Here is a 25,837-nt window from a genome sequence, read left to right as displayed (position 1 = left end):
CCCTTACAGGGAAAAAGCGGTTTGATTTGATTGGGGGTGCACCCCCAACTATAAGAAATTACGCCTCGGCATACCCCATCGCAGCGAGGAAGCGTCGGAACGCCAGCTGCCCGGCCTCCGTCCGTTTGTAGACGCCGGCATGGCCCAAAATTTCTACAAAAATGCGTCCAACCTCCTGTTGCACCCACTCCGAGGCCTCGGCTTTGTCCCGCTCCATGCCTTGTTCTTCCACCAGACGGATGATCCACGGTTTGTGCACCTGAAGCGGGTGGTTGTCGCCTTGAAGCAGCTCTTCGTACAGACCGCGATTTCCAGAGAGGATATCCGCGACCTGATCCAGCTCTTCTTTCAGTCGCCCCGGCAGAATCGCCAGGCCCATCACTTCGATCAGGCCGATGTTTTCCTTCTTGATATGGTGCATTTCGGCATGCGGATGGAAAATCCCCGCCGGATGCTCCTCGCTGGTCCGATTGTTGCGCAGCACCAAATCCATTTCGTAAGCGCCGTCCGGCGTCCGATGGACGATCGGAGTCACCGTGTTATGCGGCACCCGTTCTCCGTCCTCTTCCGTAAAAGCGTAAATCCCGGCTTCCGGATCGCTGTACTGCTTCCATGCTTCGTAGATGGAATCGGCGCATTCCAGCAGGACTGCGCTGTCCGCCGACGCAAGCCGCAGCACGGACATCGGCCATTTGACGATGCTGACCGTCACGTCCGGGAACTGCGGCTGGGCGAAGGATGCTTCCTTCGGCGCGTTCTGGATCGGGAACGTGTGGCGCCCGCCTTGGAAGTGGTCGTGGGTCAGAATGGACCCGCCCACGATCGGCAGATCGGCATTCGAGCCGATAAAATAATGCGGGAAGACGTCCACAAAAGCGAGCAGACGCCGCAAACTGTCCTTCGTCAGCTTCATCGGCACGTGATCGTGGTGGAACACGATGCAGTGCTCATTGTAGTACACATAAGGCGAATACTGAAAGAACCAGTTTTCGTTATTCATCTTGAGCGGAATGATCCGCAGGTTTTGGCGCGCGGGATGGTTGACCCGGCCGGCGTAGCCAACATTCTCGCGGCACAGCTGGCATTTTGGATAGACCGGCGGCGGCAGCAGCTTGGCCATGGCGATTTCCTTCGGACTTTTCTCCGGCTTGGACAGATTGATGGTCATCTCGATGTCGCCGTATTCCGACGTATACGTCCAGTATACGTTCTTGCTGACCCGGTCCATCCGGATGTAGTTCGAGTCAATCGACAGCCGGTAAAATCGGTCGGTCGCCGCTTCAATTCCTTGCTTCTGGGCCGTACGCTCAAATTCTGCGATCACTTCCGAAGGCCGCGCCATGAGCAGGCCCATAATCTTGGCGTCGAGCAGGTCGCGGTAAGTGTCGGTATTTTCCGACATCAGGCCGATCTCAAACGCATAATCCAGCAGCGTGTCGATCATCGGCTGCGGACTGTCCGCGGCTTCCGGCTCAGTTCCGCTAAGTGAGGGCTCGCTTACGCCGAACATATCCAGCAGCAGGTTGCGGCTGTAATCGGTGTCTTCAGCCTGAATGAGCCGGTGGTCCAGGGCGAAACGCACCAAGCGGTCGATCGCCTGCAAGGCTTGTTCTTTCAAGGGATTCGTGGTGTCGGTTTGTGGATTCAATGCGCTTCCCCCTTATTCTTTGCCATATCCGTCAGGATGGCTTTGATGCCAGCTCCAGGCGCTCTCGATAATGTCCTCCAGCTTAGTCCGCGAAGGGTTCCAACCGAGCACGGTGCGGGCTTTTTCCGACGAAGCGACGAGCACGGCGGGATCTCCGGCGCGGCGGGCTTGCACGACGACAGGAATGTCCAGTCCGGTGACCTTCTTGGCCGTCTCGATGACTTCTTTCACGGAGAAGCCTTCGCCAATGCCCAGGTTAAACACGTTGCTGGCCTCACCCTTACGCAAATAGTCGACCGCCCGCAAATGCGCGTCCGCCAGGTCGCTCACATGGATGTAATCGCGTACGCAGGATCCGTCGGCCGTCGGATAGTCGTCGCCAAAGACGGCGATGCTCTCGCGCTGCTTTAGCGCGGTTTGCAGCACGAGCGGAATGAGATGGCTTTCGGGACGGTGATCCTCGCCGATTTTGCCGCTGTCATGCGCCCCGGCCGCATTGAAGTAACGCAAAGCCACGTATTTGATGCCCAGCACCTGGTCGAACCAGGACATCATGCGCTCCATCATCAATTTGGTTTCCCCGTACACGTTCGTCGGCTGCGTGCGGTCGCTCTCGACAATCGGCACGCGTTCCGGTTCACCGTAAGTCGCTGCCGTGGAGGAAAAGACGATCCCGCGCACGTTCGCCGCGTCCATCGCTTCCAGCAGGCAAAGCGTGCCGTAGACGTTGTTGTCATAATACTTCACCGGCTTCTGCATGCTCTCGCCTACGAGGGAATTTGCTGCAAAATGGATGACTGCGTCGATCTCGTTCTCGGCAAACAGCTTCGCCAGCAGCTCCTTGTCCCGCAGATCCCCTTCGTAGAGCTTACCGCCGAGCAGCGCTCCACGGTGTCCGGTCTGCAAATTGTCAAGCACGACAACTTCCTCGCCGCGCTCCAGAAGAGCCGCTACCGTATGCGACCCGATATATCCTGCTCCACCCGTTACGAGAATAGCCATCTTAGTGATCCCCTTTCAGTTCTTTGACTCCGTCTCCTGCGCTGCACACATAGAAATCGGCCTTAAGGCCCGTTCTCGCCTGATACGCTTCGCCGACCTGCTGAATAAACCGCTCCACCGCATCTTCATGCACAAGCGACACGGTGCAGCCGCCAAAACCGGCTCCGGTCATCCGCGAGCCCAGCGTGCCTTCGATCCGCTGTGCTTCTTCAACCATGACGTCCAGCTCTTCGCAGCTGACCTCATACAGGTCACGCAGTGATGCATGCGAAGCGTTCATCAGCTGTCCAAAGGACTGCAGATCGTTCTGCTTCAGCGCTTCCACCGAGTCCAGCACCCGCTGGTTCTCTTCGACCACGTGCCGGGCGCGCCTTACGACTGTCTCATCGGCGATGGCATCCTTGAGCGATTCGAATTGATCCGGTGTCAGGCCGGCCAAATACTGAAGCGAAGGCATCTTCGCCTGCAGCTGGGCTAAGGCCGTTTCGCACTGCGAACGGCGCTCGTTGTAGGCCGAATCCACCAGGCCTCTGCGCTTGTTCGTATTGCCAATGACCATCTTGTAAGCCGCGGTGCGGAACGGAACATGCTTGTATTCCAGCGTGTCGCACATGAGCAGGATCGCATGGTCCTTCTTGCCGTTCGCGACGGCGAATTGGTCCATGATGCCGCAGTTGACGCCCACGTACTGGTTCTCGGCTTTTTGCGACAGGAGCGCGATCTGCACCGTGTCCGTACTGCAGCCTTCCATCGACTGCAGCGCATACGAAGTAACCACTTCGATCGAAGCGGAAGAAGACAATCCAGCACCGTTTGGAATATCGCCGTGATAGAGCAGGTCATACCCTTTCGTGACCGGACAGCCAATATTGGCGTTCTCGACCATGACGCCGACGGCATAGTCGACCCACTCGCCAGTTTTGCTGCTGCCGATTTCCTTAACGGCTAATTTGTACTCATAAGGCAAATTTGTGGAGGCCAGCTGAATCAAATCGTCCCCGCGTTCCCGTACGAGCAGCGTCGTGCCAAACTCCAGCGCCGCTGGAAGAACGTAACCTCCGTTATAATCGATATGCTCTCCGATCAGGTTGACCCGGCCCGGAGCATGAAACACCCGTACTTCCTGGTTGCTGTCACCGTATTTCGTCATGAATTGCTGCAATAAAGTTTCCGATTTCATAGAGATATGCACCCATCCTTTCCTTATGGTCCTGCTATTTCATTATAAAAGGACTTCCTGTTCACGTTAATGCAATTATGTTGACTCCATATGGATTTATGTGACCTTGGGGATTATAATGGTGTAAGAAAGACTGCAATTATTTTGAAGTCTGTGAAAGGATCGATGAATCCATGATTCCGCAGGAGACCTACTCCGTTGCTTCAAACCCCGTATATCATGACGACGGCCCGCTGCACGTGCTGTTCGCGGGAGAAAGCCAGACCAAGCCGGTGCATGCCGTCGGGCCGAAAATTTACGATTACTATCTGCTTCATTATGTAGAAGAGGGAAAAGGGACGTTTCGAACCGAGCAGCGGACCTATGAGCTCGGGGAAGGAAGCTGCTTTCTCATTCATCCCGGCCAACTGGTCAGCTATGCCTCCGACGCCGACGAACCCTGGCGTTACCGCTGGACTGCCTTTTCCGGCAGGGAAGCGCAGCAGCTCCTTGCGAACACCGGCTTCGATCCGCTGCATCCGGTGCTCTTTACCGACGGGAACACCATGATCCCCGGCTCCATCGAACGGATGCAGGATGCGTTCTATACGAAGCAAGAGAGCGCCGATCTGGCGTCGCTTGGCTATCTGTACCTCATCTTCTCCGAAGCGCAGAATATTTTGTCAAGCCATTCCCGGCTGACGGGAACGGAATCGCAGGTGCAGCGAACCGTCAAGCAGATGATCCACTATATGTCCGCACAATACGCCCATCCCGTCTCCATTGAGCAGATGTGCGACAGCCTCGGTTATAACCGCGCCTACCTGTCGCGGATATTCAAGAAGGAAACCGGCTGCTCGCCGGTAACCTATTTGCTTAAGCTCCGCATCGACAAGTCGCGCCAGCTGCTTCGCGAGCGGCCGGAGCTGTCGATCGAGCAGGTGGCCGCTTCCGTCGGGCTGACGGACGCCCTGTATTTCTCCCGCCAGTTCAAACGGCTGTGCGGGCAGTCTCCCACAGCGTACCGCACCGTGGTGACGGCTCCGGATCCCGTAGCGTCGGCCCGGCCGGATTCCCTGCGCGGATCCTAGGCGCCATGATACACAATAACCCGCCTGCCCTGCCCTTTGGCAGACAAGCGGGTTATTATGCGTTAGCTCCATGACAAGCGGGTATTCCCCTTAAGTTCAATGACAAGCGAGTTATATTATACTGCGTGTGTTCCATGACAAGACAGTTACTCCGCGTATGGTCAATGACGTGACAGTTATTGATCGTAAGCTTAATGATACACGGATATGAGAGTTATGGTTCGTAAGATCAACGATATGGACTTAAGTTTCCGTCAGCGGAACCAGCCTATCGTTTATGCGCAGGATAGACAGGATCAGGATTCGCTTTCCGTCTTCAAAATCGCTTCGATCCGGTCCAGCTCCTCCTTGCTGAATTCCTGGTTCTTCAGCGCAGCCACATTATCTTCGATCTGGCTGACGCGGCTGGCTCCGATAAGTGCCGAGGTGACGCGTCCTCCGCGAAGCACCCAGGCCAGCGCCAGTTGAGCCAGGCTTTGGCCGCGGGCGGCGGCAAGCTGGTTCAGCGCCCGAATCTTGCGAAGCACATCCGGCGTAATGTTGCTCTCGTTCAGGAAGACCGACGGACTCGCTGCGCGCGAATCTTCCGGAATGCCGTTCAGATATTTGTTCGTCAGCAGCCCTTGAGCCAGCGGAGTAAAAGCAATCGTGCCGATCCCCTGCTCGTCCAGCACGTCCTGCAGGCCGTTTTCGATCCAGCGATTCAACATGGAGTAGCTTGGCTGGTGGATCAGGAGCGGCGTTCCCAGCTGCTTCAGGATGGCGGCGGCCTCGGCCGTCTGCTCCGCAGTATAATTCGAAATGCCGACGTACAGCGCTTTGCCGGAGCGCACAATATGGTCAAGCGCCATCATCGTTTCTTCCAGCGGAGTGTCGGGGTCAAAGCGGTGCGAATAAAAAATGTCGACGTAATCCAGCCCCATTCGCTTTAAGCTCTGATCCAGGCTGGAGACGATATACTTGCGCGATCCCCACTCCCCGTAAGGTCCGGGCCACATGTAATATCCGGCTTTGGACGAGATAATCAGTTCATCCCGGTGGCTCTTAAGGTCTTGGGTCAGAATCCGGCCAAACGTCTCTTCCGCCGAACCGGGAGGAGGTCCGTAGTTATTGGCCAGATCGAAATGGGTAATCCCTAAATCAAACGAGCGGGTGACCATGTTCCGCGCATTGTCATACGTATTGATTCCGCCAAAATTATGCCAGAGTCCCAGCGATATGGCCGGGAGCTTCAGTCCCGTACGGCCACAGCGGTTATAAGTCATCTCTTCATAACGTGATTCGCTTGGTGTATATGCCATTGATATCCGCCCTTCTCTCTCACGGTTAATAGACTGCTAGAACCATCATAAATCCTCGGCAAGGCATTTGACAAGAAACCGATTACACGGGCTGGAGGTCCCGGCCGGTCCCCTTCCTAGTTGTACTATGGAATGCAGCTGTAACTGGGATTCCCCATTAATGGATTCAACCTGTAATATCGAAATCAAACTTGCGGGAAGCCCAATGGCGATAGGTTGAATGAGCAGACCCCTGGGTGTCTGTTCACGATACCCGTTTAACTTTGTGTTGATCCTGGGTGTCAATGCATTGAGCACTACCTGGTCTAGCCCTGTTCTGGTACCCGTCATCTTGTGCGCTGTATCTGGCCGGCTTACCGATAAATAACTGCGAGTGACATGAATCCGGCCCCTAACTACTTTGCACTTATTTGCAACCGCGTGGCATCATGCATCGATAACATCCTCCACCAACTAAATACCCAGTTTCCGCTCCACCTGCTCCATCACTTCGCCGATTTTTTCCGCGATCAGCAGATCCGCTTTGCGGTCATATGGAGTGGGGTCCATATTCAGGAGAACGGTGCGGTTTCCCTGAAAATAGGACACCAAGTCCGCCGCCGGCTGAACAGTCAGAGAGGTACCGCCAATGATGAGCAGATCCGCCCGGGAGATCGCCTCCACTGCACCGAAGAGCACCTGCTGGTCCAGCGGCTCCTCATAGAGAACGACATCCGGCTTGATGATGCCGCCGCAGCTTGGGCAGCGCGGAACGAGCTTGTTCGTCGCCATAATGTGCTCCAGGTCGTAGAATGCTTCGCAGCCCATGCAGTAGTTGCGGTGTACCGAACCGTGCAGCTCCAACACCTCTTTGCTTCCCGCCTTCTGATGCAGTCCGTCGATATTCTGGGTCACAACGGCCTTCAGCTTGCCGGCCTGTTCCAGCTTAGCCAGCACCTGGTGGCAGCCGTTCGGGACCGCATCGGGATGCAGCATTTTGCTGCGGTAAAAGTCGAAAAACACCTCGGGCAGCTTCATAAAAAAGGACCGGCTCAGCATTTGCTCGGGCGGATAAGGCAGGTGCTGCTCAGTCTGATACAGCCCGGCGGCGGAACGAAAGTCGGGAATGCCGCTTTCCGTGGACGTCCCCGCTCCCCCGAAAAAAACGATATTGCCGCTTTGTTCAATCCAAGAGGCAAGTGTATCTATTTTCTGCACGATATTGGTGCACCTCCACAAGTGATGGTCCTCTTTGATCCTATCCGCGGCTTATCGCTTCATAAGGAATAAAGGACCAGCCCGCCTCCACATTCGGGACGGCAGGCTGTATGCTGTAGTACCCTATACTAAGGGGTTTGATTCAAAAATATCCGGGCTTTGATTTTAGATATGATTCCGATCAAAAATTTCCGACCTGCTTACAGCTCCGACTTCGCCTTGCGGTATGCCTCCATGTACTGCTCCGCTTTTGTGCGAACATGGCTTAAATCCCCGGTCTTTACAGCCTCGTTCGTCAAGTCCGATCCGATGCCGACGGCCACCGCTCCGCCTTTGATCCAGTCGCCGAGATTAGACAGCGATACGCCGCCCGTCGGCATAAAATCTGCTTGAGGCAGCGGACCCTTCATCGTCTTGATGATGGACGGATCGTACAGGCTGCCAGGGAACAGCTTTACAATATCGACCCCGAGCTCGAGCGCCTGCTGAACTTCGGCGATCGTCATAACGCCAGGCAAAATCGGTACGCGGTACAAATTGCACAGCTTGACCGTTTCGGGATTCAGCGAAGGACCGACGACAAACTGGGCTCCCGCCATAATGGAAGCGCGCGCTGTCTGAGGTTCCAGTACCGTCCCCGCGCCGATGATGGCGAATTTGTCCGGGTCGCTCGTCTCCCAGCTGTACATCCGGCTGAGCTTCTCGATCGCATGCAGCGCTCCCGGCACGGTCAGCGTTACCTCGATCACCTTGATGCCTCCGGCGATCGCCGCCTCCGCCATATCAAAGACCTGATCGGCCGAATCTCCGCGCAGAACGGCAACGACGCCGCTATCGATAATTTTTTGCAAAAGCTGGATTTTTTTCACAATGACCGCTCCTTTGTGTTCATTATATGGAAAAGCCTGAAGGATGTCTATTTCCAGGATGCTCCTGAAAACTTTCCCGTTATCTTTCGATGTGCGCCTTATTCCCGAGCTTTGCCTCGACCTGCTCCCAAGTGGGAAGCGCTTCCCAATCGCCCATGGCCTGAATGACCATGGAGCCGTTTAAGTTCCCGAGACGGGTCGCTTCGACCGCGCTGTCGCCCTTCAATAGTCCGGCGATAAAACCGGCGCAGAAGCCGTCCCCCGCTCCAACGGTATCCAGTACATTATCCGCTTTGAAGTACGGAACCTCCGTAACGTTCCCCTGCTCCAGCACATAAGTCAGGTCGGGTCCGCCTTTTACGATCGATACGGCTTTAAGTTTGGAAAGGCTTGCAAAAATCTCCGCATCGTCATCCGTATCGTACAGCAGCTTCAGCTCGTCGAGGCCCGGTAAAAAGTAATCCGCCTTTTCGGCTAAACGCAGCAGCACTCCCCGCGCCTCTTCCAGGCTCCACAGCTTCAGCCTGAGGTTCGGGTCGAAGCTGATTTTGACGCCAGCTGCCGCAGCGATTTCCATAGCCGCTTCGACGCAGGCCAGTCCGGACGGGCTGATCGCTGCCGTAATGCCGGTCACGTGCAAAATTTTGGCCCCGGCAATATAGGAAGCATTCAGCTGATCCGGATGCATCCGGCTTGCGGCCGAACCTTTCCGGTAATAATACACTGATGAACGGCCCGCCGTATTTTCACGAATCATCATGCCTGTCGGCGCGTCACCGCCGCGTACCACCTGCGACACATCGACGCCTTCGCCGCGGATCGACTTGTAAATCATGTCCCCGAGGGGATCTTTTCCCAGCGCCCCAAACCAGCCGGACGTGTGACCCAGACGGGCGACGCCGATGGCCACATTGCTCTCCGCTCCGCCAAAGGATTTATGTAAGGTGGAAGCATACTCCAGGCCGCGGGAATCCTGCGCCGTGAACAGCCCCATGCTCTCTCCGAACGTGACTAGCTCGGGTGATCCAGGTAGGTTACTTTCCTGCATGTTTTCTTCCCCTTTCCGCTTACTTGGTCTGTCCCTATTGTCAGCGGAGGAAGAAGGGTTGTCAATATGTAACAATTTATGTTTTACTGGATGATCAACCCTTTATCGCCGCTGGATTCCCCCCAGTCCTCCTCCTGGAAAGGCCGTATCCAAGTAAGTTATTTACCAATGATTTCATAATTTCATTGTTTCACTCCAATTGGGCCGTGGTAAGTAAAGGATGCGCGCAACTAATATAGAGTGAGCTAAGGCTAACGGCATCCACGCCTTCTTCGAAAGGCGGGTACGGAGTTTTGGACCGTACACTTTAGTTCAATCTATATAAACCCAAAAAACTACTTTCCAAGGAGTGATTTGAAATGGCACGTAACAACGGTAAAATGAGCAGAGAAGAAGCAGGTCGTATGGGCGGGGAAGCAACGGCCAAAAATCATGACAAGGAATTTTATCAGGAAATCGGCCGCAAAGGCGGGGAATCCACTTCCAAAAGCCACGACCGTGAGTTCTATCAGGAGATCGGTCAAAAAGGCGGCGAAGCCACTTCCGAGTCCCACGACAAGGATTTCTATAAAGAAATCGGCCGCAAGGGCGGCAAAAACTGATCCCTGCCTGACGAGCAGACAACAACGGATGAACAATTGACATAATCCAAGAGGCACCTCCATTCCCAGTGAATGGAAGGTGCTTTTTCCTGTTTGCCTGCCTAGGCCTATAGTTCCCCGAATCTTTCGAACCATTGCTAGAAAAAGCTTTCATTTTGTGATAGACTCATTTAAAACCGTTTCGTTTTATACGGGCACTTTCATAGTTAACCGCGCTAAAGCGCGATACTTACAGTTAGGGGGAAAAAGACATCATGGCAGCTAATAAAATGCGCTCTGACATGATCAAGAAGGGTTTTGACCGCGCGCCTCACCGCAGCTTGCTCCGCGCGGCGGGCGTGAAAGAGGAGGATTTCGGCAAACCGTTTATCGCCGTGTGCAACTCATACATCGATATCGTTCCCGGCCACGTCCATCTTCAGGAATTCGGCAAATTGGTCAAGGAGGCCATCCGCGAAGCCGGCGGTGTACCTTTTGAGTTCAACACGATCGGCGTCGATGACGGCATCGCCATGGGGCACATCGGCATGCGCTACTCCCTGCCGAGCCGCGAAATTATCGCCGACTCGCTCGAAACCGTCGTCTCCGCTCACTGGTTTGACGGCATGGTCTGCATCCCGAACTGTGACAAAATTACGCCGGGCATGCTGATGGGCGCGCTGCGCGTCAACATCCCTACGATCTTTGTCAGCGGCGGTCCAATGAAGGCCGGCGTAGACAGCAAAGGACGCCGCCTGTCCCTGACATCCGTATTTGAAGGCGTCGGTGCCCACCAGGTCGGCAAAATAAGCGACGACGATCTGCTGGAACTCGAACAATATGGCTGTCCTACCTGCGGTTCCTGTTCGGGCATGTTTACCGCGAACTCGATGAACTGTCTGGCGGAAGCCCTTGGACTGGCTATGCCGGGCAACGGAACGATTTTGGCGGTCGCCGAAGAGCGTAGAGAATTCGTAAAACAATCCGCACGCCAGCTTATGGAACTCGTGAAGATGGATCTCAAGCCGCGTGACATCGTGACTAAGGAATCCATCGACAACGCCTTTGCGCTTGACATGGCGATGGGCGGCTCCACGAACACCGTGCTTCACACCCTGGCCCTCGCTCAGGAAGCCGGCATCGACTATCCACTGGAGCGGATCAATGAAGTGGCCAACCGCGTGCCGCATATCTCCAAGCTCGCTCCGGCTTCGGATTACTTCATCGAAGACGTTCATATAGCGGGCGGCGTAAGCGCCGTACTGAACGAGCTGCTCAAGAAGCCGGACGCATTGTTCGGCGACTGCATGACGGTTACCGGCAAGACGCTGGCCGAGAACGTGGCCGGCTGCGAAATCCAGGACAAGAACGTTATCCACCCAATCGACCAGCCATACTCCGAGCGCGGCGGACTTGCCGTACTGTACGGCAACCTGGCACCGGAAGGATCCATCATCAAAGTCGGTGCCGTGGATCCATCTGTCGGCGGCTATCATAAAGGGCCTGCCATTTGCTTTGACTCCCAGGAGGAGGCACTGGAAGGCATCGCGAACGGCAAGGTTAAAGAAGGCCATGTCGTCGTCATTCGTTACGAAGGACCTAAAGGCGGCCCGGGCATGCCTGAAATGCTGGCACCTACGTCCCAAATCGTCGGCATGGGCCTCGGAGCCAAAGTCGGCTTGATCACCGACGGACGCTTCTCCGGCGCATCTCGCGGAATCAGCATCGGCCACATTTCGCCGGAAGCGGCTGAAGGCGGTCCGATCGCTTTCGTCGAAGACGGAGACATCATCGAGCTCGATCTGAACAACCGCAAAATCGAGCTTCAAGTCAGTGACGAAGTGCTGGCCGAGCGCCGCTCCCATTGGAAAGGCTTTGAGCCGAAGGTGAAAACAGGCTATCTTGCCCGTTACTCCAAGCTCGTCACCAACGCCAGCCAAGGCGGCGTCATGAAAATCTAATTCATCCTGCATCTAGAGATGTATCAGAGGTGCTCCATAAAGTCGCTCCGGCTTGTGGGGCACCTTTTTTATATGAAGCCTGAAGCTCGAACGGGAAGGCTGTTTGTTTCATCCAGTTCCGATTCACATTAAAAAGGGCTGTCCCAGCTATGGTCTTTAGCCACAGCCGGGACAGCCCCGATCAATGTTCATATAAGTGCTGTTTGATTAGATGGCAGGCGGTGTGCTGCCAATGCCTTGCGATGAAGTAACCAGGTTCAGGTCAAGCATCTCGCCCTTCTTCTCCTCTTGCGGATCGGACGGCTCCTTCACCTGCGGCCGGCGATGAGATCCGCTCTCGGAAAACCGCCCGATCAGCACGTCGACCGGCATCACCAGCAGCTTCGGTACCATTTGCTCCGCATGATCTTTCAGCCGCTCCTCGCCGGACGGATTAATAATTCGCAGCAGGAACTTCAAGTACAGCTTCGTCGATTTGGCGAACAGACCGTCTTTTAAATCGACAATCTTGAAGCCGAAGTGCTTCGGCCCCCGGTTAATCATTGTGATTCCGTAAATAGCCTTCACCTGCTGCAGTTCCGGGTCGCTCAGGATGATCCGGGCCAGTTCCGGCAGCTGCTCTTCAGTCCCGCGAATCATCTGAATGGCCAGATGAACCATCGATCTGGACCTGACACCGAGCCGGAACAGCCTCTCGTTATCGAAGTGCAGTTCGATCACTTTATCTCCCTTGGACAGTGTCACGCCGTCTCCCATCTCCACCGTTTGTCCCTTATAAGTGCACAGCCGGTAATGCATGAACGGATCATAAGGACGGATCGTTTTCAGCCGAAACATGGCATGGAACAGCGTCTCCCACAGCAACCAGACTTTGACCGTAGCCCGCTTCAGCCGCGGTAGACTCCGCTCGGGCGCTTTCTCCTTCGCTTCGATCATCTCGTCGATACGGATCGCTTTCATGCCGCGGCGCTCCGCTTCCTCCAGCACCCGCTCCAAGGCGATCAGCATCTGCTGCGGCGCATCCGGATTGGCTCCGGCCGTCAGGCCGCAATCATGCAGCAGCATCACTTCTCCGGGCTGAAGCTTGTTCAGCATCCGCTCCGTCAGCCGGTCCGCACCGATGCGCTCCCGCCAATCGCCGAACATGGACGACCAAAGGACGATCTTGAACTGGCTCCGCTTGGCAAAATCGAACAAATTCACGATTCCCCATGGCGGACGGTAATAAGAACTGCGCTCTCCGGTAATCGTATGAATAACCTTATCGGTCTTCATAATCTGCTTCTTGACCGTCCCCGGCCGCATCAGCCAGTTCGATTTATGGACATAATTATGAATGCCGATCAGATGGCCTTCGTCATAGATCCGCTTGACGATTTCGGGATGTTTCTCCGCATGCGAACCGACGACGAAGAAGGTGGCCTTGGCATTGTACCTCTTCAGCAGGTCGAGCAGTTTCGGGGTGTATACCGAATCGGGACCGTCATCGAAGGTCAGCGCATATTCATGGTCCGTGATTCCTCTGCGGAATACGCGGAACCCGAAAATCCGGGTGATCAAGCCGGGAATAAACGCGTAAAACGATGAGATGTAAAATAACCAAAGCAGCAAAGTCTGCATGTCATATCCCCACTTTTCTCTGTATTGACTTTGACTTGCCGAAAGGCATGTGTGATTCATTATTTTGATTTTCATAGACACCCTATAAAAATCGCTACCTCTTATTTTATCACAGTGGCTCAAGAAATAGGCGTTTTTTTATAAATCATGTACAATGAAAAAATAAACTGTTTTTGAAAAGGAGAGATCCGCCCGCGATGCTTCCACTGTACAAAAAATACTGGCGAACCTTTGTGGATATCGGGTTCATCGTACTTACCGTATTCCTCATCATGTACATATTCAGCAAGCTGTACCAAATTGCCGCTCCCGTTTTTTTATCCTTCGTCGTCTTCTTTATGATCGAACCGCTGGCCAAGTTTTTGAACAAAAGGGGCATGCCCAAGCCGCTTGCTTCTGCCATATCTGTGCTGCTGTTCATTCTGGTGATCCTTGGGATCCTATTCGGGGTTGGACTGATCGTCGTCTCCCAGTTCGCCCAGGTCCAAGATAATTTGCCCAAGTACACGCAAATGATTCAAACGGAATTTACCAGGCTGACGCAATTTCTACAGGAAAAAATCGCTGCTCTGCCTCCGAACGTCACCGCTAAAATGAACGAATATTTTACGACGTTTACGGATTATGCCAGCGGCTGGGCAACCACTTTCTTTAAATATATGGTCGGACTGTTCAGTTCGTTCTCGTCCTTTATGGGCAACTTCGGCATCGCCATCATTCTGGCGTTCTTCCTCAGCACCGAAATCGGCAGCTGGAGAAAAGTGATGCGGGAAAAGTCGCCGAAGACGCTGAAGAACGCCTACACGTTCCTGAAGACATATGTTCTGAAAGCGATCGGATCCTACATCAAGGCCCAGCTGATCATGGTGCTCATCACCTTTGTGCTCGTGTATGCCGGGCTGCTGATTCTGCGCACAGGCAACGAGCTTGCGCTCGCCTTGGTTTGCGCCGTATTTGATATTCTGCCGCTCGTCGGGGTTCCGGTCGTCCTGATCCCATGGATCATCTACCTGTTCATCGTCGGCAATATCAGTCTTGCAATCGGCCTGTCGGTCCTGCTCGTCGTGGTGCTTCTCACCCGCCAGCTGCTTGAACCGCGAATCACTGGCAATTCGATCGGCGTATCATCGGCTTTCCTTATGCTCTCATTCATGATCATCTCCCTGTCGATCTTCGGAGTCGCGGGATTGATCTTGTCTCCCGTGCTGCTGATCCTGATCAAAGAGCTGCTTCAGCAGGGATATTTGCGGAGCTGGATCCGTCTTCCCAAGGAGGAGTTTGACGTCTCGCCGTTTGATATGACGACCCGCACGCCGGAATCTACGCCGGATGAGCCGCAAGCAGGTTCATAATGCGTCCGAACAGCACCGTCGCCTGGTTGCGGGAGGACGGCGACATATTTTGATACAGTACTGCAGCCGCGTATTTCGGTTCGTTTACGGGTCCGTACCCGATGAACCACTGATGATTACGCGGCTGCCCGTTTATGGTCACCTGGGCCGTTCCTGATTTGCCGGCAAGCCTCCATGTCGTGCCGCGGATCGACTGCCCCGTTCCTTCGGTGACCACCTTTTCCATCCAGCCGGTAATCAAATCCGCGGTGCCCGGCTGAAGGGATCCCTGGGATGAAGGAGCCAAATGGGGCTTAAGCTCCTTCATCAGCTGGCCGTTCGCATACGAAACGCTCTCCAGAATGCGTGGCGCATGGACTTGTCCTTGTTGAAGCAGCGTCACGATCATGTTGGCGGCCTGCAAAGGGGTCATCTGAACGTCGCGCTGCCCGATCCCGGTCTGGGCGCGGATCCCCCCGTCCCGATCGGCCGCATTCGGATCCGCGAAGATCTTGCCGCTATCCTCATGATCAAACGGACGAAGAAGAGGCAGGCCGAGAATATCTTTTTCCTCCCAGCCCACCGTTCTATCCAGGCCCAGCTTGTGGGCAGCCGATTTGATCTCGCCCGCGGACAACCGCTCCGCCAGTTCGGCGAATACGGCATTGCACGATTCGGCATAGGCCTCCCCCAGCGTGATCACGCCATGCTCTTTGGGGCAGGAGAGTCCATATTTACCGTATGCGCCAGTGCACGCAAAGGTTTCATCCGGAGAGGTGACACCCGCCTCCAGGGCCGCTGCCGCGATGACTGTTTTGAATATGGAGCCAGGCACGGATGCTTGTAAAGCGCGATTATTCCAGGCCCTCTGCTGCGGATGAACATCCATGGGATTGTAAAACGGCAGCGATACCATGGCCACCACATCAGCCGTATGCGCATCAAGAAGGACAACGGCCCCCTCCTTCATTCCAGACTCCTTGGCCAACTGCTCGATCTGCCGCTGCAGCGACAGATCGACGGTGGTGCGGAATTTTAGCGGATAATAGGCATTACCCGGCCCTTTAATCCGGATGCCCGTTCCCGGAATCGGCTGATCGCTTCCATCGACGGTATAATAGGCCGTCGTCGGCCCCATCCCGCGCAGAAGCGGCTCCAGCGTCTTTTCCAACCCTGCCGCCCCTTCCTGGAAGGCATACCCCGTATGGATCAGATGCTTCTGCCCGGGCTGCTCCGCCAGATAGCCGAGCCACTGCATCCCGCTCAAAGAATCCTCATACCGCTTCGTGTACGGAAGAACTTCGATTCCGCTGATTCCAGCCTGCGTTAAATGCCGTGCCTCGTTGTCCTTTAACGACAACGGATCGCCCTTGTGGGAATCCGGCCATACCAGCGGGACGCTCAAGTGATCCCATACCTTCAGAAAGGCGGCCTGATCCGTCTTAAGGATCCGGGTAACTGCATCCAGCTTGTCCTTTGCTTCTTGCCGGATGGATCCGGAGACTGGGAACAGCACCGCAGCGGACACCGTCTTCCCAGTCAATGGCTCCCCGTTCCTGTCGTAGAACTTGCCCCGTCCCGAGTCCAAAACGATGCCGCGCTCCCGCTGCAGCACGGACATTTCCTGCATTGTAAACCGGCTCCCGGGCAGCTCCGACACCCTCATCACCAGCTGAATATAGGCTAGTCTCAATATGAGTACCGTCATCATAAACGAAAGGATGACCAACACATAAAAAATGCGCTGCTTATGTTTTACGCTCAAGAAGATCCCCTCTTTATGCCTTTTCCACTCAGTATATCCTTCAGCCGGCCAGTCCAACCCGCCCAGCTCAGGCAGCGCAGCTCCTGAAAAATGAGAAAGCCAACGCTTATCCGAATGGATGCGTTGGCTTACCGAAAAGAAGACGTTTACTCAGTTGTCAAAACGTTCGTGCACGCGAATGATGTAAAGATTAAGCTTGCTCTTTTAGTTCAGTGTAAACCGGGACAACGATTCCTTCAGCTGAATCGACACGTTTTCCAGCTTGGCGGAAAGCTCAACGAGATGATCGCCCACGCTTTGCTGCTCATTGCTGAGCGAAGCGACTTCCTCGGATGTCGCGGAGGATTCCTCAGCAACCGCGCTGACGTTGCTCATTCCCTCCGAAAGGACGCTGTGCGAATCATGGAGTGCTGAAATCGATTCGGTTACGGATTGGAGGCGCTGCGTGAAATCGCCCATCTGTTCTTGAACGGATACAAAAATTTCGTTCGTTTCCTTCACTGCATTCATCTGATGCTGGAACAGCGGATAAGCGTCCGACAACGCTTCGACCGTTTCATTCATCTCCGTCATGATTTGACCGGTAATTTGCCCCACCATGTCAATCGATTGTCTGGACTGGTCCGCAAGCTGGCGAATTTCGTCCGCCACGACCATGAAGCCCCGTCCGGCTGCACCGGCACGCGCCGCTTCAATGGTGGCGTTCAGCGACAGAATATTCGTCTGCTTCGTAATGTTTTGCAGCACAACCAACACTTTGTTTACAGAGCTTGCTGTTTGCTTCAAGGCATCCACCTTGTGCATCAGCTCACGGGTCATTTCTTCCGTTTGGTGCGTTTTGTCCAGCAGTTCGTTCAGCTGTTTGGTTCCGTGCTGGCTGGATTGTTCGACATGACGCGCCGCACTGCCCATTTCCTCATTGGCCGTGATCACCAATCCCATCTGCTTGGCCATATGTTCGGTCATCTCATTTCCGCGCTCCGCCTCGGTAGCCAGGCTGCTCGCCCCGTTAGCGATTTCCTCGGTCGCGATCGCAATTTCTTTGGCTGAGATCGCCGTTTTCTTGGACGCATCCGTCAGCTCGCCAGCCGTTTCAAGCACGAGCTGGGCCGTCGTATTCGTCTGCTGGACGAGCTTCGTAATTTGATCCACCATCAAGTTGAAAGCCTGTCCCAACTGGCCGATTTCATCATTGGACTTATGCTGCGTCCGCACGTTCAGATTGCCCTTGGCACCCTCCAGCATCAAATCCTTCAGCCTGCTGAGCGGAGTGGCGATCATGCGGGCCATCCAGAACCCGATCAGAATGGCCACCACGATGGATCCTACAGCCAGTCCCACAGTCAAGAGGAGAATTCCTTTGGCATCCTTGACCAGCATTTCGACCGGAACGGTACCGACCAACTGCCAACCGGTCGTCTGGAGGGTATTGTAGACCGCGAGAATTTCGTTTCCATTGCTATCCTTTGTCTCTAACGTGTTGGCAGGTTCCGTCTGGCCCTGCATGAACGACAACGTGGATTTGGTTCCTGCATCGCTGTTCACCGTTGAGGCTACGACTTGGCCGTTCGCGTCACCTACCTGCAGCTTGCTGCCATCCCCGAGGCTGATTCCATTCAACTGGTTTTCGATGACGTCCGTCTTAAGCTCCACGATAATGACGTAAGCTCCACCGCGGGACAAGCTCTGCAGCGAGCGGACCAGTTCGAAGGAAACGCTTCCATCCTTACCTTTTGAAGAAGGGACCCATGATGTTTTGTTCGTTTTCTTCGCATCTTCAAACCAGCCGGCTTCACGAATCGTATTGATGTCCAGGCCACCGGAGCCGGTAGAGATAATGCGCTGTGACTCTTCGGGAGGAACCAGGTAAATTGCTTTGATCGAAGAATTGCTGTTCAGTTGGTTCGACAGCTTCTTGTTGATCTGATCCGTAAGCACGAAGTTTTGGTATTCGTCCTGCTTGTTCCGTGCAAGCTCGTCGATCACGTTTTGCATTTCCGGATCAAAAAACATCTGCATCGCCATATCTTCATACTGCTTCAAAATGATATCCAGCTTTTCCTGAGTTTGCTGGATCGTCTGGCTGTTTGCCAGCGCCGTATTGTTCTTGATAGTGCTTTTGGCTTTGCTATAGGATGTTAGACCTAAGGTCAGAACGATCGCCGCAATCGCCACGAAAAAGATCAGGAACAGCTTCACGCCCACCGATTTGAACGGATTAAAATTTTGCAGCTGGGCCCCGCTGATGCCCGGCAGGCCGGCGAACCGGGACGGCTTTTTCGGGTCCCCCGGATTTCCTGATGCGGCTGAAACCTTCTGCTTGCTGCCGCTTCGCTCCTTTGAGCTGGAGCTATGCTGTTTCTGTTTTTCTTCCCCCATATCTTTCTTTCGAATCCATCCCACTCTCACTCACCGCCGTTTTCAATTTCTTGCATTACGTCGTATGTAAGTTTAAAAAACGAATGCCTACTTTATTCTTCGACATTTTCCACCTCGAACCTTTGCTTTTTGGGCAATTTTTTTATAACTTTTTTCCTAAACTTCATAATCCCATTGAACTATGCATGGAAATGACGATCAAAGATCGTGGAACGGAGGCTGCCAGAGGCGGAAGACCTTATTTTTTGACGAAAAAACAGCCGGCATCGTTTTCCCGTTCATATGAGCATGGCACCATCTGGAGCATTGTTCTCCTCCTAATTACATATTTTTTACAATTGGATTATATTTTTACAAAATAATATATTTATTCGTTGGATAATATGGTATAAATTGTATTACATCAGCTGATAGATTTGGAGATCTCCAAGAAAGCGATAAAGGAGCGTGGATTTTTGCGGAGGTTGTTTGCCTTAAGCTGCGGACTTTACCTGCTGATCGGAATCACCAGCGTAGTGCTCGGCTCCATGCTGCCCGTCCTTCTGGCTCATTACCATAAGGATTACGGTGACGGCGGGACGCTGCTCTTCCTGCAGTTTCTCGGTTTTCTCGCCGGGGTTACGGCTTCGCCGTTCATGTCGGCCATGCTCGGCCGAAAGCGGATGCTCGCTGTTTCCTTGGCCTGCGTCACTGCAGCCTGCATCACGATGGGAAACCTTCCGCCCTGGACCTGGATCATTCTGATGACCCTGCTCGTCGGTTTCGGTTCCGGCATCATCGAGTCCTCAATCGGAGCGTTTACGATTGAATTTGCCGAAGAGCAGAAAGCGGTCGCCATGACCAAGCTCGACGTCTACTTCGGTCTCGGCGCGCTCCTCATTCCTGCGGCGGTCAGCCTGTTCCTTATGATGGACGCCTGGCCCCTCACCTTTTTTACAGTAGCCCTGGTATCGCTGACGCTGCTGATCCTGTGGCTGGCCATGCCGGAGGAGAGCTCCAAGCGGCTGGACAAGGCAGTATCCGCAGGTTCTTCGGAAAAAAGCCGTTACCGTGGAAGATACGTTGGGCTGCTGGCCGTATTCATCGTCTTTTTCTTTGTATATATGGGACTTGAGCTGGGGCTGATGAACTTTCTGCCCTCCATTCTGATCGAGAAGGTGCACGTGAAAGATTCACTCGCTTCCCTGGGCGTCACCATCCTGTGGATTGCCATGGTCATCGGGCGGCTGTTCGTGGGAAGGATCGCGGAATCGGTAAGGTATATTCCGTTTTTAGTCTGGAGCACGGCGGCTACTCTGGCCTTTACGGTCGCTTTCGCTCTATGGGCGAACGAATGGACCGCCTACCTGCTTATCCTTGGGGTCGGAGTCTCTATGTCCGGGCTGTTTTCCATCGCCCTGGTATACGCCAATGTGCTTATTCCGGGGATGACGGAGACAACCACCAGCATCCTGATCGCATCCGGCGGTATCGGCGGCGCCGTGCTGCAGTATCTGATCGGCTGGTCCATGGATCAATGGTCGGCAGGAATGGCCGTCTGGATGCTCGCCGGTTTCAGCCTGATCTTGCTGGTTTCCCTCATCCTCACCAGACAGCAGCAGTCGAGGGAACGTAAGCTGGGAGGCAGCCTGCTCGGGCACGGGAACGAGGGATGATGGATCCCCTTTCGGGGTGTATTGAGGTTCCGCACAGAAATTAATATTTCGTCTAACAAGGAATTATCGATCTCAAAACTAACTTTTGGAGGGAAGACGGATGCAAACCTTAACCACAAACCGTTTCAAGTATGGACAAGGGATAACGTTAGTCGATGATGCAGGCACGGAGTATTTGGATGGCGTTTCCGGAACGTTCAATCTTTCACTCGGCTACAACCATCCGCATGTCGTCGAAAAGGTTCAGGAACAGGTGGGACGCCTGACTCACATGTCTTCCACCTTTACCGAACCGTATGTGAACGAGGTTCTCGACCAATTGACCGAGCACGCCCCAAATGAGATCGATACCGGTTGGATGAGGGATATTACCGGCTCCACGGCTAACGAATGCGCGACCAAAATCGCACAAAAGTTTACGCAGGCCACCGACATCATCAGCCTGTTTTTGTCCCATCATGGTCAAACCCAGTTTGCTACCGCCATCTCCGGCAACGCATTCCGGCGAAAACACTTCCCCAACTCGACCATTGCAAACAGTGTGCACGTCCCCGCTCCATACTGTTTCCGCTGCCCGTTTAACGCCTCCCGTCCGAACTGCGGCTTCCAATGTATCGAATCGATCCATGATCATCTCGAATACGCAAGCTCCGGATCGGTCGCCTGCATCATTATCGAACCGATCCTCGGCAACGGAGGAAATATCGTTCCGCCCGAAGGATATTTTAAACTGCTGCGCAAGTTGTGCGACGAACATGGGCTTCTTCTGATCGCCGACGAAGTTCAGACCGGAATCGGCCGTACCGGCTACATGTTCGCCAGCGAACGGTTTGACATTCAGCCGGACATGATCACCCTGGCCAAGGGTCTGGGCGGCATCGGAGTCCCGGTGGCGGCCGTGCTGATGCAATCCCGCCTGGACGTGCTGGATAAGCATGAGCACTCCTTTACCTCGGGGAGCAACCTGATATCCGTCACGGCGGCCAAATCGACCTTGGAGGTCGTATCCGAGCCGGGCTTTTTGGATGAAGTCAAACTGAAAGGCGAAATTCTAGGTGATCTGCTGCATGAGCTTGAAACCAAATATGCCTGTATCGGTGAAGCACGCGGCGTCGGCCTGATGTGGGGACTGGAGATCGTGGACGACGATGGGGCCCCGGATGTCGGCAAGACGAACGCTGTGATCGAGCGTGCCTTTGCCGATCAGCGACTGATCCTTCGCGGATCCCGGTACGGTTTCGGAAACGTGGTCAAAGTCAGACCGTCCCTGACCGTAACGACGGACGAGATCGTAACGATCGTGGAAAGACTGGAAGCGGTTCTGGCCAGCGTCCGCTAATGTTCGCAAGGTCAATATCCATATTCAAGGAGGAAATCTGTGATGCAGGCATTGGTATACAAATCGGCATGGGACGTAACGCTTGAAGAACGGCCGGAGCCGTTCATTACGCAGGATCATCAGGTTCTCGTTCGCATTCGAGCCACCGGAGTGTGCGGAACCGACCTGGGCATTGTAAGCGGCAAATATCATGCGGTACCTTCCGTCATCCTGGGCCACGAATCGGCAGGAGATGTGGTCAGCGTCGGCAGGGGGGTCACCACGCTGAAGCCAGGCGACCGTGTCGTGATCGACCCGACTTATTACTGCGGGCATTGCGAGATGTGCCGAACCGGCAGACAGAATCATTGCATTCATAAATCCGTGACGGAGACCGGAGTCAGCGCCGACGGAACCTTTACCGATTATTACGTAACCGAAGACCGCTTCTTATATCCATTAAAAGATCATGTCAGCTACGAAGAGGCCACCCTGACGGAACCGCTGAGCTGCATTCTGACAGGGATCAACCAAATCCGTCTCCTTCCGAATTTCCGCACGGTCGTCCTCGGGGCCGGACCCATCGGCATTCTGTACAGCTATGCACTGGCATCCAAAGGCGTAACGGGAAGCATCGTAGACATCTCCAAGGAAAGGCTGGCCATAGCCCAGACGATCGCACCGGAACGCTGGAGAACTTACGATTCGTTCGAAACGGCCGTGGAGGAAACTTCTCCTGGTGGCCGGCAGGTGGATCTCATCGTCGATACGACCGGTGTGGTCGGAACGCAGGTGCTGCCGAGCCTGGCGAACGGCGGTTATCTTATGCTTGTCGGCCTGAGAGACGGCCTCAGCTCCTTTAATCCGAAAGAGGTCGTCGACCGCAGCCTCAAAATCATCGGCTCGATCGACTCCCTGGGCACCTTTTCCACCGCTCATTACATGATCGAACGCGAAATTATTCCCGCGAAAAATATCATAACCCACAGCTATCCATTGGCCCAATACCGGGAAGCCTTTCAAGCCCTGGGCTGCGATCTGGACGGTCGTTCGCTGTCCCCTTCTTCCCAGGCGATCAAGGTCATTCTGCAGTCGGTCTGAGCGATGTTGGTCCGAAAGCAATAACGAACAAAGGAGCGTTAGCCTATGACTTTGCAAAAGCAGGATTGGCAGGAGATGCCGGTAGAAGCCGTCATTTTCGACATGGACGGCGTGCTTGTGAACAGCGAACCGATATATTTTGAGATTGAGCGGAGCTCTTTCGCCCATTTCGGCGCTCCTGTGACGGAAGAGGAGCATCACGGCTACGTAGGGGTCACGCTGAAGTCCATGTGGAGGCAGGTGCTGGGGAAGCATAAGCTTTCCTTCCCCCTGGAAGAAGTGCTCATCTATCATCAGAACAACGTGCTGGACATCATGGCAGCGCATCCCGAACTGCAGCCGATTCCACACGTGATACCGTGGCTGAATTGGCTGCACAGCCGCCAGGTGCCGCTTGCGGTAGCTTCCTCCTCACCTCCGTCCCTGATCCGGATCATCATGGAGCGTACCGGACTGGGAACGTATTTCACCGTGCGGCTTTCCGGGGAAGAAGTGGAATCCGGCAAGCCGGCGCCCGATATTTTTCTTCATGCCGCCAAGCTGCTGGGAGCCGAGCCCTCATCGTGCCTGGTGATCGAGGATTCGCGCAATGGTGTCAAGGCTGCGAAAAGTGCAGGCATGCGATGCATCGGTTACCTTAACCCCGGATCCGGCCGGCAGGATTTGTCCCTAGCGGACCATGTCATCACCAGCTACCTCGATATAGACCCAATCCGGGATTCGCTGTCCATCGGACGACGCTCTCCGGTCCCCCTGGATCTGCAGAGGTAACGATGGCAACTGAAAATGGATAAATTCTATCCTCTAAAAAAGGCTGCTGACTCTGTCGTTCGGACAAGAGTCAACAGCCTTTTTTTTCATCAATGAAGCCTGCTCATTCCGTCGAAGGAGCAAGCTCTGCCGCCACGCAAGCCTAGTGATTACGACAGCGGGGGCTGCTCATGCACATCTGCATCCGGTTGGACCCTTGCCCATCGGGTAAAAGCTACCTTTAGCCCCCCACTCGTCGGAGCGCACAAATAGGGTCCCGCATGCCATTCATCCGGAGTGAGCCGGCATACGCGGACGGTTCTCCAAGCCTCACCTTCCGTTCGGGCTCTGATGATGACCGCATCCTTCAGGCGGGAAGCCCGGATCGTCACGATCCTCTCCATCCACTCGGGGACGGGAGCGAGCGACCAATCCGAATAGCCATGGGTCACAACGGCCCCGAGATGAGGGACCCCGTCGTTCATCTCGATTCCGGCTTTGATCCACTGCCGTCCATGGCTCCACAACATCAGCCCCGCCTGATCGTACAGATGATCGAAAGCGGTCAAACGAAAGGCCACTTCTACGGCCTCTTCGCCCTCCCAGGGCAACAGAAGCGAGTGGCCGTTGTCCCGCTCGAATCCATACATGGTCGTTTGCCAATAATCACTTCCCTGGCACGCTTCAACGACCATTTCCCCTTCCTTTTCTTCACAAGCAGCAGGTTCTGTCGACCAACGGCCGCTTGACCAAGGTATAACTTGTTTAGACATATCGGTGCCTCCCTTTCCCTAAACGAATTTCACTTTTTGAATGTTTTCCGCGTGAACCCACTTTACAGAAAAGCACCCCGGACCCGGCGGCAGAACTTGTCTCCGGCATTGTCTGGGGTGCTTTGCTGCACGCAGCCTACAAGGGATTAAGCGATACTTCCCCCGCAGCTACTGCTTCGCATTGCTGTTGCTTTTCTTGATGTTGTTCAAATGCTCCTGATACGTCTTCGCAAATAAATGCTCATGCGAGCCGTCTTTCTTGGTCACGTAATACAAATAATCGGAAGCTTCCGGCGATAATGCGGCTTCGATCGAAGCCATGCTCGGACTGCAAATCGGCCCTGGCGGCAGCCCCGGGTGCAAATACGTATTATAGGGACTATCCACCTTCAAGTCCTTATACAGCAGCCGTTCCTTCGGCTCCTTTAAAGCGTACTGCACCGTTGCGTCGATTTCCAGCTTCATCTCCTTGTGCAGCCGGTTGTAGATGACGCCCGCAACCAGCGGACGCTCCTTGTCAACCACAACCTCCCGTTCAACGAGCGAAGCAACCGTAAGCATCTCGTGAAGGGTAAGGCCTTGAGCCTTCAGCTTCTGCTCCAGATTGGGGATCTGGTCCAGTCTGCTCTGCATTTGCTCCAGCATTCGGGTCAAAATCTCTTCTTGCCCGGTCCCTTTTTTGAATTCGTAAGTATCCGGGAATAAGTACCCCTCCGCCTTATGCTTTAACGAAGTGCTCGCGGGAATTTCCTTAAAGGCCGGCACGTCCGACTGGGCTCCGGTATCCGCCAGCTTCACGAACGCGGCCGGATCGCTCTGGCTTGCGTCTCCCACCGTCTTCCCGATCTGCTCCAGCGTATAGCCTTCCGGAATCGTAATGCGGATCATTTCCGCCTTCACCACGTCACCGCTGTTCAGCTTGGCGATCAGTTGGTCGTAAGTTACCCCCGGCTTGGCTTCATAGGTCCCCGCCTGAAAGCGGGAGCCTTGGTTTTTCCATTTCAAGTAGATTTTAAAGAACATATCGTTTTTAATCAGTCCACTTTGTTCGAGAACTCCGGCAATTCGCGAGGTTCCCATCCCTTGCTCAATGGTAAACTTGACGGCATTCTGCGAAGCCTTCACCGGCTGCATGCCGTTCCAGACGTAATAGGCCCCGCCGGCAATGATCACAAGAACGATCACCAGCACAACCAGAGCCGTTTTGGCAGCTTTCAAACCGATCCAACCCTCCATAACCAAAAAAGTCCCCTCAAAGCAGCGCAATGCTCCGTTTAACGCATTCCGC

At 54.4% G+C, this 25,837-nt stretch carries 20 protein-coding genes; 8 read left to right on the top strand and 12 right to left on the bottom strand.

The genetic code is table 11. The features are described 5' to 3' along the window. Positions 1-58 precede the first annotated feature (58 nt). The 3 genes from CJP46_RS32715 to CJP46_RS32705 are packed head-to-tail and all read right to left on the bottom strand — an operon-like array spanning position 59 to position 3,830. Entirely contained in the window at positions 59-1,648 is a 1,590-nt protein-coding gene (locus tag CJP46_RS32715) for a UDP-glucose--hexose-1-phosphate uridylyltransferase (RefSeq protein ID WP_094599809.1), read from the bottom strand. Between the two features lie 12 nt (positions 1,649-1,660). After that, entirely contained in the window at positions 1,661-2,650 is a 990-nt protein-coding gene (gene galE, locus CJP46_RS32710) for a UDP-glucose 4-epimerase GalE (protein ID WP_094599808.1), read from the bottom strand. A gap of 1 nt (position 2,651) precedes the next feature. Next, positions 2,652-3,830, bottom strand: a complete 1,179-nt coding sequence (locus tag CJP46_RS32705; RefSeq protein WP_094599807.1) for a galactokinase — start codon at positions 3,828-3,830, stop codon at positions 2,652-2,654. 173 nt (positions 3,831-4,003) lie between these two features. Between CJP46_RS32705 and CJP46_RS32700 the strand changes: the two genes are divergently transcribed. After that, positions 4,004-4,900, top strand: coding sequence for an AraC family transcriptional regulator (locus CJP46_RS32700; RefSeq protein ID WP_094599806.1), 897 nt, complete (start codon positions 4,004-4,006; stop codon positions 4,898-4,900). A 296-nt stretch (positions 4,901-5,196) separates the two neighbouring features. On the opposite strand, the gene mgrA is transcribed toward CJP46_RS32700, so the two are convergent. The 4 genes from mgrA to CJP46_RS32680 form a co-directional block, all read right to left on the bottom strand. After that, a complete protein-coding gene (mgrA, locus tag CJP46_RS32695; protein WP_094599805.1) occupies positions 5,197-6,201 on the bottom strand; it encodes an L-glyceraldehyde 3-phosphate reductase in 1,005 nt (334 codons plus the stop codon). Between the two features lie 453 nt (positions 6,202-6,654). Further along, positions 6,655-7,398 carry an NAD-dependent protein deacylase gene (locus CJP46_RS32690; RefSeq protein ID WP_094599804.1) on the bottom strand — a complete coding sequence of 248 codons (744 nt, stop codon included), beginning with the start codon at positions 7,396-7,398 and terminating at the stop codon, positions 6,655-6,657. Positions 7,399-7,598: 200 nt separating this feature from the next. After that, complete coding sequence (locus CJP46_RS32685; RefSeq protein ID WP_094599803.1) at positions 7,599-8,267, bottom strand: bifunctional 2-keto-4-hydroxyglutarate aldolase/2-keto-3-deoxy-6-phosphogluconate aldolase; 669 nt, start codon at positions 8,265-8,267, stop codon at positions 7,599-7,601. A gap of 79 nt (positions 8,268-8,346) precedes the next feature. Next, the gene (locus CJP46_RS32680) at positions 8,347-9,315 is read right to left on the bottom strand and encodes a sugar kinase (RefSeq protein ID WP_094599802.1); all 969 of its coding nucleotides are present in this window, start codon (positions 9,313-9,315) and stop codon (positions 8,347-8,349) included. A gap of 359 nt (positions 9,316-9,674) precedes the next feature. Here CJP46_RS32680 and CJP46_RS32675 point away from each other — a divergent pair, with 359 nt between their 5' ends. Next, positions 9,675-9,917 (top strand): KGG domain-containing protein, encoded by a 243-nt coding sequence (locus tag CJP46_RS32675; RefSeq protein ID WP_094599801.1) that lies wholly within the window; start codon positions 9,675-9,677, stop codon positions 9,915-9,917. 254 nt (positions 9,918-10,171) lie between these two features. Beyond that, positions 10,172-11,857 (top strand): dihydroxy-acid dehydratase, encoded by a 1,686-nt coding sequence (ilvD, locus tag CJP46_RS32670; RefSeq protein WP_179281426.1) that lies wholly within the window; start codon positions 10,172-10,174, stop codon positions 11,855-11,857. Between the two features lie 207 nt (positions 11,858-12,064). Here ilvD and CJP46_RS32665 read toward each other — a convergent pair whose 3' ends face one another. Then, positions 12,065-13,477, bottom strand: coding sequence for a polysaccharide deacetylase family protein (locus CJP46_RS32665; protein WP_094599800.1), 1,413 nt, complete (start codon positions 13,475-13,477; stop codon positions 12,065-12,067). Positions 13,478-13,674: 197 nt separating this feature from the next. On the opposite strand from CJP46_RS32665, the gene CJP46_RS32660 reads away from it, so the two are divergent. Next, complete coding sequence (locus tag CJP46_RS32660) at positions 13,675-14,829, top strand: AI-2E family transporter (RefSeq protein ID WP_094599799.1); 1,155 nt, start codon at positions 13,675-13,677, stop codon at positions 14,827-14,829. Here the strand turns inward: CJP46_RS32660 and CJP46_RS32655 are convergent. Together CJP46_RS32655 and CJP46_RS32650 are read right to left on the bottom strand one after the other, a co-directional pair. Next, complete coding sequence (locus CJP46_RS32655) at positions 14,798-16,573, bottom strand: peptidoglycan D,D-transpeptidase FtsI family protein (RefSeq protein WP_306431113.1); 1,776 nt, start codon at positions 16,571-16,573, stop codon at positions 14,798-14,800. The genes CJP46_RS32660 and CJP46_RS32655 overlap by 32 nt on opposite strands. Before the next feature lie 204 nt (positions 16,574-16,777). Further along, entirely contained in the window at positions 16,778-18,976 is a 2,199-nt protein-coding gene (locus CJP46_RS32650) for a methyl-accepting chemotaxis protein (protein WP_256992641.1), read from the bottom strand. A 431-nt stretch (positions 18,977-19,407) separates the two neighbouring features. On the opposite strand from CJP46_RS32650, the gene CJP46_RS32645 reads away from it, so the two are divergent. The 4 genes from CJP46_RS32645 (at position 19,408) to CJP46_RS32630 (ending at position 23,797) form a co-directional block, all read left to right on the top strand. Continuing rightward, entirely contained in the window at positions 19,408-20,607 is a 1,200-nt protein-coding gene (locus tag CJP46_RS32645; protein WP_094599797.1) for an MFS transporter, read from the top strand. A 100-nt stretch (positions 20,608-20,707) separates the two neighbouring features. Beyond that, positions 20,708-21,946, top strand: a complete 1,239-nt coding sequence (locus CJP46_RS32640) for an aspartate aminotransferase family protein (protein WP_094599796.1) — start codon at positions 20,708-20,710, stop codon at positions 21,944-21,946. A 42-nt stretch (positions 21,947-21,988) separates the two neighbouring features. Continuing rightward, complete coding sequence (locus tag CJP46_RS32635) at positions 21,989-23,026, top strand: zinc-dependent alcohol dehydrogenase (RefSeq protein ID WP_094599795.1); 1,038 nt, start codon at positions 21,989-21,991, stop codon at positions 23,024-23,026. Positions 23,027-23,071: 45 nt separating this feature from the next. Then, a complete protein-coding gene (locus tag CJP46_RS32630) occupies positions 23,072-23,797 on the top strand; it encodes an HAD family hydrolase (RefSeq protein WP_094599794.1) in 726 nt (241 codons plus the stop codon). Positions 23,798-23,946: 149 nt separating this feature from the next. On the opposite strand, the gene CJP46_RS32625 is transcribed toward CJP46_RS32630, so the two are convergent. Both CJP46_RS32625 and mltG read right to left on the bottom strand, forming a co-directional pair. Continuing rightward, the gene (locus CJP46_RS32625; RefSeq protein WP_094599793.1) at positions 23,947-24,549 is read right to left on the bottom strand and encodes a DUF1349 domain-containing protein; all 603 of its coding nucleotides are present in this window, start codon (positions 24,547-24,549) and stop codon (positions 23,947-23,949) included. A gap of 168 nt (positions 24,550-24,717) precedes the next feature. Next, a complete protein-coding gene (mltG, locus tag CJP46_RS32620) occupies positions 24,718-25,785 on the bottom strand; it encodes an endolytic transglycosylase MltG (protein ID WP_179281425.1) in 1,068 nt (355 codons plus the stop codon). Positions 25,786-25,837 lie beyond the last annotated feature (52 nt).

This window comes from Paenibacillus sp. XY044 (assembly GCF_002257645.1).
Classification (GTDB): domain Bacteria; phylum Bacillota; class Bacilli; order Paenibacillales; family Paenibacillaceae; genus Paenibacillus_AQ.
This window is presented reverse-complemented; position numbering and strand designations above follow the sequence as displayed.